A 14,228-nucleotide genomic window follows, 5' to 3' on the forward strand; every position below is an offset into this window, starting at 1 on the left:
TAAGTTTTGAAGCTTAGCCCGATCGTTGTATCTATAAAGAAGGGTAAAGTGGAAACTGTTTCATGTATTCATTCACTTCTCCTCGAATGGTTTTAATATTGTCTTCGTTTTTAATATCGCTAAGAATTTTGTCAATCCATGTTACGATATCTTTGCTTTGGTCGGTATTGAATCCTCGACTGGTAACAGCGGCGGCGCCTATTCTAATACCTGAAGTGGTAAAAGGTGACTCTGTGTCGAAAGGTACCATGTTTTTGTTGACGGTGATATCGGCTTTAACCAATGCATTCTCAGCATCTTTACCGGTCAATCCTTTGTTTCTCAAGTCAATCAACATGACGTGGTTGTCTGTACCTCCAGATATAATCTGATATCCTTTTTCGATAAATTGTTCTGCCATAGTATTGGCATTGGCAATTACCTGATCGGCATAGTCGGCAAAAGAAGGCTGTAAGGCTTCGAGGAAAGATACTGCTTTGGCGGCAATAACGTGTTCCAATGGACCTCCTTGCATGCCTGGGAATACTCCACTATTCAAAATAGCAGACATCTTAATGGCTTTTCCTTTCTTTGTTTTTCTACCCCAAGGGTTGTCAAAATCTTTACCCATCATGATAATACCTCCTCGTGGACCTCTCAATGTTTTATGCGTAGTACTGGTGACGATATGGCAATGTGGCATAGGGTCGTTAAGTTTCTTCGCGGCTATCAATCCAGCTGGGTGGGCGATATCGGCCATCAATAAAGCACCTACTTCGTCGGCTATGGCTCTAAATGTCTCATAGTCCCAATCTCTGGCATAGGCAGATGCACCGCAAATGATGAGTTTCGGTTGAGCAGCGATGGCTTTTTCCCGAACTTTATTCATATCGATGATGCCGGTTTCTTTTTCAACACCATAGTGTACAGCGCGATAGTTCTTACCTGAAAAACTAACTGGAGAACCGTGGGTTAGGTGTCCGCCATGAGATAGATCAAATCCCAAAATAGTGTCGCCTGCTTTCAATGTAGCTAAGTAAACGGCAGCATTCGCTTGAGAACCTGAATGAGGCTGAACATTGGCATATTCAGCACCAAACAATTCTTTTAATCGATCGATGGCCAATTGCTCAATCTGATCGACAACCTCGCAACCACCATAATAGCGCTTTCCGGGATAGCCTTCCGCATATTTATTGGTGAGGCAAGTTCCCATCGCTTGCAAAACATCGAGGCTACAAAAATTTTCGGAAGCGATTAATTCGATTCCGTGCCTCTGTCTGCTTAATTCATCTTCGATTAATTGTTGTATTACAGGATCCTTCATTTATTATTTTTTCATAAATTTTTAGAGGTGCAAAGGTATGTTTTTTATCTTAATTTGCCTTGAGATTATAGTCTAAATATCCTGTAAGACTGTGATTTTTAATGTGCAATTCGTATAAGTCTGTCAAAATCCACCTTTAGAGAGTCATGTACTATTATTCAAGGATCTTTGGTTTATTGCTCAAGAGGCTGAGGAGAGATTTGTTTATTGTTTGAATTTGTTTAATGAATGTTAGACTTTAATGTGATCCTTCCATATAATACGAATTACATTTATAATTAACGGTAATCTTTCGATTTATTAGAAGTTTTACTTCGTTTAAAATACTCGCCGTAGCTACGGCTATGCCTGTGTTTTTAGCCTCGTCAAACTTCAAATACTCTCGAAATCTTTTCCGTCATTATAAAATGTATTTCGTATAAGATTCTATGTTGTGACCGTGATCTTTCGGTCTGATTGGAGTTGAGTCTTTCTATTTTCAATTGAATTAAAAATGGCATTGGCGAATGAATGATGATTAGAAATTTATTCTAAATTCTATATTTTTACTTCCTACCTTTGTTCCCACAATTATATATGATGTCATGGTCAACTATCGAAAAGTAGTTATTAAAATTGGATCCAACGTATTGACACAATCCGATGGCTTACCCAATTTGGAAAGGATGAGTCATTTGACTGAGCAGGTGGTCGAATGGGTTGAGCAAGGTGTGCAGGTCGTATTGGTCTCATCTGGTGCGGTGGCTTTTGGACGCAGTCTTAATCTGTCTACCGACAAAAAAAACAGCGTGGCCAATCGACAGATATGGGCGGCAACGGGTCAGGTAAAATTAATTCAGGCTTGGCAGCAGCGCTTTGAGCCTTCTGGTATTCAATGTGCTCAAGTCATGGTGACCAAGGAGGATTTTAGAGATCGATTACACTATCTCAATATGAGGCAGTGCATCACCCATTTGATACAGCATGATGTCATTCCGATCATCAATGAAAATGATGTAGTGGCCGTGACCGAGCTCATGTTTACCGATAACGACGAACTGGCGGGTTTGATCGCTTCAATGGTGGAAGCCGATGCCTTGTTTATATTGACCAATGTCGATGGTATATATAATGGAGATCCACGACATTCTGATGCCCAATTGTTGGAAGATATCGATCCATTAAATTTTGTGGTCACCGATTATATTTCAAATGAAAAATCGTCTTTTGGCAGGGGAGGAATGATTACCAAGGCAAATATGGCCAAGAAAATCGCCAAGTTGGGCATAGCGGTACACATTGCCAATGGATTGAAGAAAGACGTGCTGCGAAATCTATTGAACGAAAATTTAATTCATACCAAAATTCATCCATCGAAACCTACAAATGGAAAGAAAAAATGGTTGGCTCATGCCGGGCATTTTACCAATGGCGAAGTAGTGGTAAATCACGGTGCTAGGGAAGCCTTGTTGTCAGCCAAAGCAACCAGTTTGTTGCCCGTAGGTGTCATCGCCATCAATCATCCTTTTGAAAAGGGTGACATTATCAGAGTGATTGATGAAAATGGCGGTGTTATCGGTTTAGGTATTGCGGAATATCCTTCCCAAAAGGCCGAAGAGAGAATGGGATTGCAACAGCAGAAAGTACTTATTCATTATGATTATCTGTTTTTGGAAGATGATGCTGTGGAGATAGAATAGCGCAGTTATTTGTCCTTGAACCGGATTGAGGAAGAAGTGGTCTAACTGGTTGGAGATTTTATCAGATGTCCATATTCTCATTGGTTTGAATAGAGGTCTGGCGGAATGGCATTGTCACTGGCGAAGTTGTTGGCTTGAAATGGTGTGATAAAAAACAATCTAATCCTCGCTTATTTCTTGTATTTTTGCATTTTTAATCAGTCTTTAAATTGTACTAGGGTATTGAGTTATAGTGTCAAAGAAATTTATTATACACTTCAGGGAGAAGGTCACCATTCCGGTAGATCCAGTGTTTTTTTGCGATTTTCGGGATGTAATTTATGGTCGGGGCGAGAGGAAGATCGTTCCAAGGCCATCTGTCAATTTTGTGATACTGATTTTTGGGGTGTCGATGGCGAAAATGGCGGTAAGTTTAAGGATGCACAAGCCCTAGTGGACCATGTGGATAAGTTGTTTCCCCAGGACAGTCAATATAAATATGTGGTATGTACGGGCGGAGAACCCATGTTGCAATTGGATAAATCATTGGTCGAGGCCTTTCATCAGCGTGGTATTGAGGTGGGTATTGAAACCAATGGAACCATAGCGATCGACATTGATATCGATTGGATCTGTGTGAGCCCCAAAGAAAATACTGTTATTGAGCAACGCAAGGGCAACGAATTGAAATTGGTTTACCCCCAAGGGAATATGGATCCCAGTGATTGGGAGGATTTAGACTTCGACTATTTTTTACTTTCTCCTATGGACAATGTAGATCAAGCTGCCAATATCAAGGCCTGTATGGAATATTGTATGGCTCATCCCAAGTGGCGATTGAGTTTGCAGACCCATAAAATATTGGATATTAAGTAGTCTATCCGAATTAAAAATGCAATCACGCATCCTATTAATGTTTATCTATAGGATTTATGGTGCAGTCATGCCTCGGCCAAATTCCAATCAAATTATTCATTCTCGTCACGAAACTGTGGTCGGCTACTTTTATATATGTAATTAATATTCTTAAACTAAGTGAATATTGGGGGTGTTTATTAAATAGTCTTGTGTGTTTCTTTTATTTTAATAAAATTTGTTTTATATATTAAAATATAAACATTTTTAATTAATGTTTTTTAATTGCAGTTGTTGTTTTTTTTGTATAAAATATATTTATAGTGTTGTGTGTTTTTAATTATTCTGAATTAGATTTACATTTTTAGTTATGCTTTTGAATTAGTAAACTAGTTTGGTGATAAACTGATAAACTGATAAACTGATAAACTAATAAACTAATAAATTAAATTTTTTAATACCTAAATGTTATTCTTTGCATAAAGTTGTTGTGTTGGTTCTCTGAGTTTGATCAATCATTTATATTCGGTTTGATTTTTTTTATAATATATATGACGTGTTTGTGAATCAAACAACAAATTGACTATGGTTGGGTGTTTAGTGCTTTTGTCAATTGGTGGTAAATAAACTAGGTACTATAAACTTGGATATTGGTTCTTTGGTTAATTGTAGTAAGTCATTGGATATCAGGATTTTTTTGACCAAAAATATATAGGCTGTAAGATTTATAATAGCTAGTTGTAACAGGACTAAGGGGTTTTATGTTAATATCGTCCATTGGTGCTGACTAAATAAAATTAATCCACTTTAATATTTTAAAATGAAGAAAATATTTATTCTATTATTATTCGGATTTTATGCTACCGTTAATTTATCGGCTCAAATAAAGCTCGATGCCGTTGTTGGTGGTGGATCTTCTTCCATGGTTCAATATTTTTCAGATCATCACCAAATTAAAATCAACCCCGATTATTTAGTCAACGCGGGAGTAATGGCTTCAACAAAGTTTCGAAAAGATGGAATGTTGGGGCTTCAACTCGGCATGTTGTGGAGTTATTCGGGCTTTAAAAGTTATTTGCCCGATTGGGATGTATCAGGGCAAAACGGCAATGACGTTATTTGGCAATCTGAGCCCAATAAGATCAGGAGCCATTTTCTCAAAATACCTTTAACCCTTGATTTTAATGTCTATGAGCGGTTGGGCCTTTTATTTGGAGGGCACCTAAATCTTCGCTTATCCAGCAATGAAGAAAGGTTGGCACTGTTTGCGATACAAGCTACGGATGAATCTATATCAGGCTATCGCAAGTCAATAGCTGGTGTTCATGCAGGGGTTTACGGGAAAATAACTGATAGAATAAGATTGGATGCGAAGGTATTTAACGACATCAATTCTAGGCTTTATAATCCAGGATATATAGATAATATACAATTTAGAGAGCTGGGTTTTTCTTTTAATCTCAATTACAGATTGAATCCATAATCGTTATTATACAATAAACATAAAGTACTGAGGGCAGGAGTAATTTGTCTTCGGTACTTTTTTTAAATTAAATCAATGGGAAAATATCTACTTGTATGGTGGATGGCCATGCCTTTTGTAGCCTGGGGTCAATCCACATCTATTGTAGTAACTGCAGCTGAAACAGGGGAGGCTTTATACTTGGCATATGTTGAAAACAAAACCAGAAAGACCATTGTCAATACCGATGAGTCCGGAAGAGCTCAATTAGATCTTCATGTAAAAGATACTATAAAAATAAGCTATGTCGGATATAGAGACAGTATATGGGTGGTTGAAAATCAATTCGATATAATATACATACCATTGTCAGCTCAAGAATTGGAGGCCATAGTTATATTTGGCAAAGAAGCCCATCACAAAAGAGCTGCGCAAGGCTACCAAGATATCCCTTTAGAATTTTTAACTTCTGTGCCCTCCATGACTGGTGATGCAGATATAATGAAGACCATCACCTTCTTGCCTGGTGTTAGCGAAGGCAGAGAAGGTTATGCTCACTTATTTGTAAGAGGGGGAGATCAAGATCAAAATCTTATTTTATACGACAATGCCTCCTTGTTTAATGTCAACCATGCAGGTGGAATAATATCGATGTTTAATTCAGATATGGTCAGTACTGTTGATTTTTACAAGAGTTATTGGCCTTCAGAATACGGGGGAAGGTTGTCATCAGTGATGAATATCCATTCTGCACAAGGCAATTTTAAAGAACATGAACAAATGATAGATTTAGGCCTGATCTACTCAAAGGCCAAATTTACTGGGCCGTTGTGGAAAGACAAGGTCAGTTATAGTTTTGGAGGGCGGAGATCCATGATCGATTTGGTTACAGGGCCACTTTTGAGAAAAGCGCAACGGGATAAAAGTGGGTCAATGACCAACATTATCGTCAACGATTTCAATGGTCGGATCGATGCTAGAATTAACGATGAACACAGTCTTGCATTGAGTGGGATTTTTAGTAAAGATAGAATCCATTATTATGAAAATCTTCGAGCCGGTGTGGCAGAAGAAAAAAGGAGGGTGGCAAATACTGCCCTTGCCTTGAATTACAGCTATTACCCCAATCATAATACGACATTGAAAGCACACGTCAGTTGGAGTGAGTATGAACATCAATATTTAGATACCTCTCTAGATACCATTGATTTGATTAATGATTTTACTCGTAATGAAGTCCTAGACTTAGTCTCAATCAATCGACAAAATCTGGGAAGTGCTATAGAATCACAAAAAATAAGTATAACTGGACAAAGTGATCTGTCTAATAGGATAAGATTGAATTATGGAGTGAATTATGAGAAACGAAAATATAAGGTGTCGGCAGATCGGTCTGAAACAGAGGAGTTGTTAGATGTAAAAACGACAAACTTTGCCCTACAGGGAAATATTAAGAATGATGGGGTGAAAACAACTTCTATTTTTTCAGATTTTGATTACACCTTGAATCCTAAGTGGAAGATTAAAGTTGGTATACGCCTCCCGTATTTTCAAAATCAATCTTTTTCTAAGATCTTGCCCGAGCCCAAAATAATGACATCCTTTCATCTAGATAAATCCACATCGTTGAATGCTGTTTATAATATGCAACAACAGTCTCTATTATTAATGGGGTATACCAATTCGGAAGGAGGATATCGAGAGTTTTATACCACGTCGGATAGTCAGTTGCCGACGGCTCAATCTCATCAGTGGTCGGTCGGTTTTTTTAAATCACTCAATACTTGGGTTGATGAGTTAAATATAGAATTGTTTTATAAGCAACAAAATAACCTATCCAAATTTCTAGCATCACGAGACGAAGTGCATTCCATTGCAAACTTTTACGATTATTTCCATACTCAAGGGAAAAACAATAGCTATGGAGTGGAAGTGTTGATGCAAAAGACCAAGGGTAAGTTGCATGGATCTCTAGCCTATACTTATGCACATTCTACCTCTCGATTTCCCAGCTTAAATGGTGGAAAAAGCTTTGCTGCTGACTTCGATTATCGCCACAATATTAATGCATTGGTCATATGGAAGTTTAGGAAGGATTATAAGTTGTCTGGACAATGGACGTATAAAAGTGGTCGTCCATTTACCATTTCTTCGACTGTGGCAGGAAACAACGATGTGGTAGCACCTAATTATCCTGTTATAACAGCATTAAACAACTATAGAATGCCTGCCTACCATCGGTTGGATATTGGCTTGGACAGGGAGTGGGTGAGTAAACGCAGGGGGAAAAGACAGTGGTTTGGGCTGAGTGTGTATAATGTTTATGATAAGGTTAATCCTTTTTCAGTATCACCTACTGAAGATGGTCAATTGAGAGTGTACGGATTTTTACCCATTATTCCTTCATTCAATATAGGATTTGAACTTTAATAGAAATAAATGAAGCATTTAATAAAACGACCTTTAAATATTAGGATGTACTTCCTTTTGAGTTTTTGTATGATAGCATTATCTAGTTGTGATAAAAGCATTACGATTCCATTAGATCCCCTTGTATATACACCTCATTTAATGATATACGGGATAGCAAGCCCACAGAGTGGTGCTTTGGTGAATATAGAATACAATCGCCCTTTGTCCGGATTGGAAGACGAAGTCCCCAATCTACCTAGTCTTGAAGTATATCTCTTGGTGTCTGGTGAAAAAAAATATCGATTTAATGAAGATTCAATTGGATCTTTTAGTTTAGCTCCTGAGGAAATAGACCTCAAATCCACTGAAGGATATAGTCTTTGGGTAAGAGATCTAGACTTAAATGTGGAGTATCAGTCTGCGATAGAGAAGTTGCCTATTCAACCTAATATACTCGATGATGAAATACTGTCTGTTTCTGACTCTCAAAAAGTTTTTGTACAGATTATCTTAGGGGAAGTAGATCAACCTATTGAAGGGTATTCTATTGTCACTTCACTGTTGGATTCCAATTTGGTCAATTTGTCAAGTAAGTCATTCAGGAATAAAATAAGACAAATGCAAATCCCGGATGCGGTAACATGGGATGAAAAACCGGTGACTATTCTGATAAATCCCGAACAGTACGACATGGAAAATGAAGTCGTATTTTATGCACCTTATGTTCTTATAGATGTCACCTATTATTCTAAGGGATTGGCTTTGTTTTCCAAGGATGCGAGTCAGTATTTATCATCTGGAGAAGATATTTATCAGGTGGTTCAACCTATTTATTCCAACATTTCGGGAAATCACGGTGTATTTGGTCTGTATACTGAGGAGGAGATATTGGTAAAACTTGAGTAATACGAATTACATGTATAATGCTGGAAGCTATGAGGCCATTGTCTCGTCCTAAGAAAAGCTTGCCGTTTAACTAATTGTCCTGTAATATATTTACGTTGCAAACCCACCCGGAGCACAGTGGTATAAATGCCTGACGATTTACAGGGCAGTCACGCCGGAACGTAATGGCTAAAAACCTATCGAATTACATTACTGTCTCGCCATTTTGTAGAGGCGCAAGATTTTGCGTCTCCTGTCATATATTTTAATGAAGTCTCGTCGCAGCACAGTGGAAATCTGTATAAATCTTATTGATGCCTAGCCGGAGCCAGTGGCTCCGGTTCCCTCATCAAATGCCCATTAAGGGCATTTGGTTGCTCTAAAGAGCAACTGCATTCGGTCATCCCGCCAGCGGGGGACATTAGATGTCGTGTACATACGGTCATGACGGAAGTTATGAGGTCATTGTCTCGACCTAAGAAAAGCTTGCCGTTTTAAATTATAATCCGGTAATAGATTTACGTTGCAATCACACGCCAGAGCCAGAGGTATAAATGCCTGACAATTTACAGGGCAGTCACGCCTTAACGTAGAGACGCAATGCCTTGCGTCTCATTCGACTCTGTTGGGAGACGCAAGGCATTGCGTCTCTACTGCCAACGTTGCAGTCACGCCAGAGCGCAGTGGCTAAAATACATATCGAATTACAATGAGATTACGTCATTCAAGCTTAGAAAAGCCCTGAAAGGGCGAAATATGTCAGCATAGGGTGAAACCCTATGAAATAATTGTCACCTTGAAAAGAAGTCCTGAAAGGACGACATAATATTATTAAGTAAAATTCTATAGATTTACATTCTAATCGGGTTTCGGTATGGTGGATTAAAATCTATCGAATTACATTGCTATCACGCCTCGGCACAGTGGCTAAAAACCTATCGAATTACGGGGCAATCACGCCTCGGCACAGTGGCCTACCCACCCGAAACACGGAGGTTTCGGTTCCTTCACCCAATCGACATTTAGTCGATTGGATACTACGTATTTCGTTCAGTCATCTTCACCAAAGGTCGATTTACGACCTTTGGTTGCCCTAAAGGGCAACTACGTTCAGTCATAACTCGATTTCAAAATACTGTTCCACCAACTGTCGATACATCTGGTTTTGAATCAACAATTCCTTATTGCCCAAAAATATGATTTGATGTCGGGCACGAGTCAACGCAACATTAAGTTTGCGATCGATACCCTCAGATGTGATGGATTGATTGAGCATGTGGAGTTGAGAAAGGCTATTGACACAATACGATATAATGATAATGTTCTTTGCTCCACCTTGATATCGCTCTACCGTGTCAATGGTCAATCCTTCGGCTTGGAATTTGGCCTCGTTTAACGCATGGGTTATTTGAGCGATCTGCGCTCTGTACGGAGTAATTATACCCACTTGCCTCCAGTCGATATCGGGTTGTTCACTGTGTAAAAAGGTCAATATCGCTAAACACTTTTGAGCTTCCTCTTTGTTGATCTTGGGATGGTCGGCATTCTTTTCTATGGTCGGAATAAACACATTTCTATGAAGTAAAATTTGTGTTATATCATTCTCATGAGTAGAAGGTAACTCCGGAAGGGGTTGACATTGATGGTCATTGTTAAAAGGCAAAATCTCTAAGATGCCATTGTAAAACTGTTGGTTCGGAAAATCCATTAAAATTTGATGCATTCTTCCCTGATGCTTTAAGACGCCGAGAGAGTGATGCCATTTATTCTTGAGATTAAGACTGTATAATCTCTCGAAATAGGAATTGGTCAAATACCTAAGGTCAATTTTATTGAGCTCCTTGTCTACAACCATGGAGTCGGATTCGGATTGAATAACTACTGCGGGCAGTTGTTTGTGATCACCGATTAAGATATAGGGAATATTTTTACACAGTAATCCTATAAGCCCGGGTTCGAGGATCTGGGACGCTTCATCGATTATAATCTGATCAAATCGGATGAGGTCAAATAACTCAGGTTTCCCCGAAATGCTGGTTATGGTTCCGCAAACTATTTTCGTGTTTTCTAGAAGATTTTTTAAAGAGATTCTGTTCTTTATTTGAGTTGTTTTTTCTCTCAATAACAAAGAGCGAAATCGGGGATGAGTTCCATACATGGATCCTATTCTCGTGATTTGATCTTTCTGTATATGGGGAATTTGTAACAGTGATTCACAGATTTCATCTACCGCTCGATTGGTATAGCCCAAGATTAGCAACCTCGTTTTCGATGATCTGGTTCTAATGGCTGCGTATTGATGGAGCATGACACTGGTTTTTCCCGTGCCAGGAGGTCCCCAAAGTAAATAGTAATCACCACTATTCAGCATTTGTTCTAGAATCTCATTCTGTATAGAAGTCATTTTGTCGTTGTATGTGTATGGCTGAATCCATCTACTGGGTTGAGGTTGACGCAGGCCGAGTATTACCTCACTGTGTTGTGGATCGATAGCCAGTATTTCGGCCAGTGATTGATACATAGAATGAAATGAACTGTCCAGTTGGTCGCGTTCGATCTGCCACTGAGAACCCTTTCTGAAAATGGGGTGATATTGTCGTGCCCGCAATCGAATGGTAATGCTATCCTCATCGATTTCGAGTAAGGTGCAGCGATAGACCTGGCCACGGTGGGGGTTTTCTTTCCGAGAGCTGGGGTAGGTCAAGATGATATCGCCCACTCTAAAATTGGCCAGTGGGTGGGTATTGGCCGATTTTTTAAATTTTACCAATGGATTGGCCTGTCTGCTGTCATCCTCTTCCACTACGAGGTCGGCAAGGAGGTTGTATTGTCTATCTTTCGATTTCCACGATTGTGTCCACAGACTGGATTGCCCCTGTCTGTCCTCAGATACCTGGCCCAGTTTGGACAGGATTTGCTCTCGAGTGACGAAGGTGAAAAAAGCATCGAAGTATTTTCGTTGAACTGTACTACAGTTTTCATAGGATTGGTAAAAGTCCGACCGATCTCTAGCCGTAAAGCCCACCAAATGTTCGTCCAACCCCTGTAAAACTTCGTAAAGATTGCGTTTGTTTTTCGTCCATTGGGCCAACTGCCATTCCAATATGATGATGTTGTTGCGTATCCCTAAGGCCTCGTATTGCCAGTTTTTGATCACGGGAGCGTGACGTAAAATATCCTTTTCTTCCGCCGAATACATGATGTAGTTGGTCGCCGACAAATCGGTTTCATCGGCGGATTGAACCAATAAATCATAGAGCAGGGTTTGGATATAATGTGGATGATTGAGTCCATATGAATTGGGCCGGAAAGTTTTTCCACTCTTCAATTCTACAATCACTTTTTGGTTGGGAAACTGGGGGTGTTCATACAGCAAATCCAGCCTTCCCTGAAGCCCGTATTGAGGAGAGAAAAAACTGGGTTCTACAATACAATATTGAGGATCAATTCCATATCGAGGAAACTCTTCTACAATGGCTCCTTTGAGGTGGAGGTAGTGTTGATGAATGGTTTCGAGGATAGATCTGGTTTCGTCGTCATTGTAGGCTGTCCAAGCCATTTCATTGATGGCAAAAAGATTTTTACAAAGGGTTTCAAAACTTTGGTCGGCATCGTATATAAGTTCATCCAACATCATATTTACAGCATTCCCTATCAGCAAATGCACACTCGGTCGATATCTTTGGATCTTGCCTATGAAATAATTGGTGATCAATTCTCCAAAAGGGGTAAAACACTTGGCAATGGCGGTAATATCAATGAGGTGGTCGGGGGAGAATACAATGGCCGATGGATGTAATTCGTTTTCTACATGGCTACAATTAATAAGGTGTGTATTAATGGGCAGGTAGACTTCCACATCCATTAACTTTAGAGCTTTGACTTGGTTGTTGGTCTCCATTAGTAAGGAGGGACGAACAACGATTTCTTCCCCATATCGATCTATCCAATATCCGTGATAACTGAGTTGTGTCTCTGATTTTTTGGCAAATAAAACTACCTGGGCGAGTGGAATGGAGGGGGCAGATGGACGAGGTGACCAAAACGCTTCGTCGGGCTCGTCTAGACTTCGGTCTAATTTTATATTGAATGTATTATTCGATAAATGTTGGTAAATATGAATGGAAGTCCACAATAAATTATTGAAGACTGTTTCCATTTTTTCGTCATTTAATTGGTGGGTTGACCGATGATCATATAATATTTTAAACCAAGCAAATCTCAGCTTGTTAGGTAGATTATAATGGTTGCATACATGAGTGAATTGTACATAGTGGTTGAGCTTTATTTCCACACTGGGGTGGTTGAGTTCATTGGTGATCTGGGACAATAGCAACAAAGTAATGTCGTACAATAAATAATATTTTTCACTATTATTGTCTTTAGAATTGAGGATGGAACGAATTCCATCGTGGTATATATTTTGGATGTATTTTTTCATGAATTACAAAGTTAGTGAATATTGCAGTAGAAGATAGAGCACAGCCAAATTCAAATATTAAATATAAATACGAGATCCAATATGATTGATGTAGATAATATGGTGCTTCATTTTGATGAAGGTCAATTGAGAACCTTGAATTACTGTTTGGGTTTTATGATGTTTAGCGTGGCGTTGGAATTGAAGAAAGACGATTTTATGAGGGTCTTTAAAGATCCTAAGTCTACTTTAGTGGGGCTGTCGTCACAATTGATTCTATTGCCGCTGTTTACCTTTGCTTTAATTCTAATCTGGGATTTGCCCCAGAGTATTCAGATGGGTTTGTTGATGGTCGCGGCTTGTCCTGGCGGCAACGTATCCAATTATTTAGTCCATCGAGCCGGAGGCAATACAGCCCTGAGTATTACCATGACTTCGGTAGTCACCTTGACTTCTGTCTTGCTGACTCCATTGATGTTTTTTATTTATTCCACCTATTTTTTTAAAATTGATCTTGGGGCGAATCTAACTGTAGACGCAAGTAAAATGGTGGGGATTTTACTCCAAATTATTTTAATGCCATTGGTATTGGGAATGTTGCTCAACCACTACGTGCCGAGGTTTACAAATCGGATAAAACGATTTGTCAAACCGCTTTCTATTATTTTATTACTTACCATAATTGCCGTGGCTCTTTACAGAAATATCTATAATCTTCAGGAATATTTGTATTTGGTTTTTTTCTTGGTATTGGTCCACAATGGTTTGGCTTATGTTATCGGTTACCAATACGCTAAATGGTGGGGACAATCAGACGAAAATGCGAGGGCAGTTTCATTCGAAACCGGCATTCAAAATGCGGGTTTAGGGCTAATCTTAATATTCAATTTCTTCGATGGATTGGGTGGAATGGCTTTGGTGGCTGCTTGGTGGGGCGTTTGGGATTTGGTATCTGGTTTTCTACTATCTCAATATTGGATGAATAAAAAAAGTCAAACAGCGACGATACCCAGTATGAGGGAAATATAAGGGGATATCAATATCTTTAGGGTGCTAGTTTTTAAACATTTCTGTTTACTTGTTTGTCTTTATCTATGTTCTGTAGAAGCGGATGTTTCTATGGTGGTTTTATTAAATTGGTATAATTTTCGATAAAATAGGAGATCTTTCTTATCTTTATTGAGGTTAGATTTAATTATTTGTAATAGTTTGGCGGCGAACATTTTACTT

The 14,228-nt window shown here is 39.0% G+C and carries 8 protein-coding genes; 6 read left to right on the plus strand and 2 right to left on the minus strand.

Features of this window, described 5'->3' with window-relative positions:
• Window positions 1–31: 31 nt before the first annotated feature.
• Window positions 32–1,306 carry a serine hydroxymethyltransferase gene (gene glyA / locus LVD51_RS02630; protein ID WP_236969632.1) on the minus strand — a complete coding sequence of 425 codons (1,275 nt, stop codon included), beginning with the start codon at window positions 1,304–1,306 and terminating at the stop codon, window positions 32–34.
• A 584-nt stretch (window positions 1,307–1,890) separates the two neighbouring features.
• Between glyA and proB the strand changes: the two genes are divergently transcribed.
• The 5 genes from proB (at window position 1,891) to LVD51_RS02655 (ending at window position 8,599) form a co-directional block, all read left to right on the plus strand.
• Window positions 1,891–2,985, plus strand: coding sequence for a glutamate 5-kinase (gene proB / locus LVD51_RS02635; RefSeq protein ID WP_236969633.1), 1,095 nt, complete (start codon window positions 1,891–1,893; stop codon window positions 2,983–2,985).
• 222 nt (window positions 2,986–3,207) lie between these two features.
• Window positions 3,208–3,840 carry a 7-carboxy-7-deazaguanine synthase gene (queE, locus tag LVD51_RS02640; protein ID WP_236969634.1) on the plus strand — a complete coding sequence of 211 codons (633 nt, stop codon included), beginning with the start codon at window positions 3,208–3,210 and terminating at the stop codon, window positions 3,838–3,840.
• Window positions 3,841–4,639: 799 nt separating this feature from the next.
• On the plus strand, window positions 4,640–5,302 hold the full coding sequence (locus LVD51_RS02645; RefSeq protein WP_236969635.1) for an outer membrane beta-barrel protein: 663 nt from the start codon (window positions 4,640–4,642) through the stop codon (window positions 5,300–5,302).
• 75 nt (window positions 5,303–5,377) lie between these two features.
• Window positions 5,378–7,711 (plus strand): TonB-dependent receptor plug domain-containing protein, encoded by a 2,334-nt coding sequence (locus LVD51_RS02650; RefSeq protein ID WP_236969636.1) that lies wholly within the window; start codon window positions 5,378–5,380, stop codon window positions 7,709–7,711.
• A gap of 9 nt (window positions 7,712–7,720) precedes the next feature.
• A complete protein-coding gene (locus LVD51_RS02655; RefSeq protein ID WP_236969637.1) occupies window positions 7,721–8,599 on the plus strand; it encodes a DUF4249 domain-containing protein in 879 nt (292 codons plus the stop codon).
• 1,093 nt (window positions 8,600–9,692) lie between these two features.
• On the opposite strand, the gene LVD51_RS02660 is transcribed toward LVD51_RS02655, so the two are convergent.
• Window positions 9,693–13,019 carry a DEAD/DEAH box helicase gene (locus LVD51_RS02660; RefSeq protein WP_236969638.1) on the minus strand — a complete coding sequence of 1,109 codons (3,327 nt, stop codon included), beginning with the start codon at window positions 13,017–13,019 and terminating at the stop codon, window positions 9,693–9,695.
• 81 nt (window positions 13,020–13,100) lie between these two features.
• Here LVD51_RS02660 and LVD51_RS02665 point away from each other — a divergent pair, with 81 nt between their 5' ends.
• Complete coding sequence (locus LVD51_RS02665) at window positions 13,101–14,027, plus strand: bile acid:sodium symporter family protein (RefSeq protein ID WP_236969639.1); 927 nt, start codon at window positions 13,101–13,103, stop codon at window positions 14,025–14,027.
• Window positions 14,028–14,228 lie beyond the last annotated feature (201 nt).

The sequence above is a fragment of the Membranihabitans marinus genome (assembly GCF_021729155.1).
Taxonomy (GTDB): Bacteria; Bacteroidota; Bacteroidia; order Chitinophagales; family Saprospiraceae; genus Membranihabitans; species Membranihabitans marinus.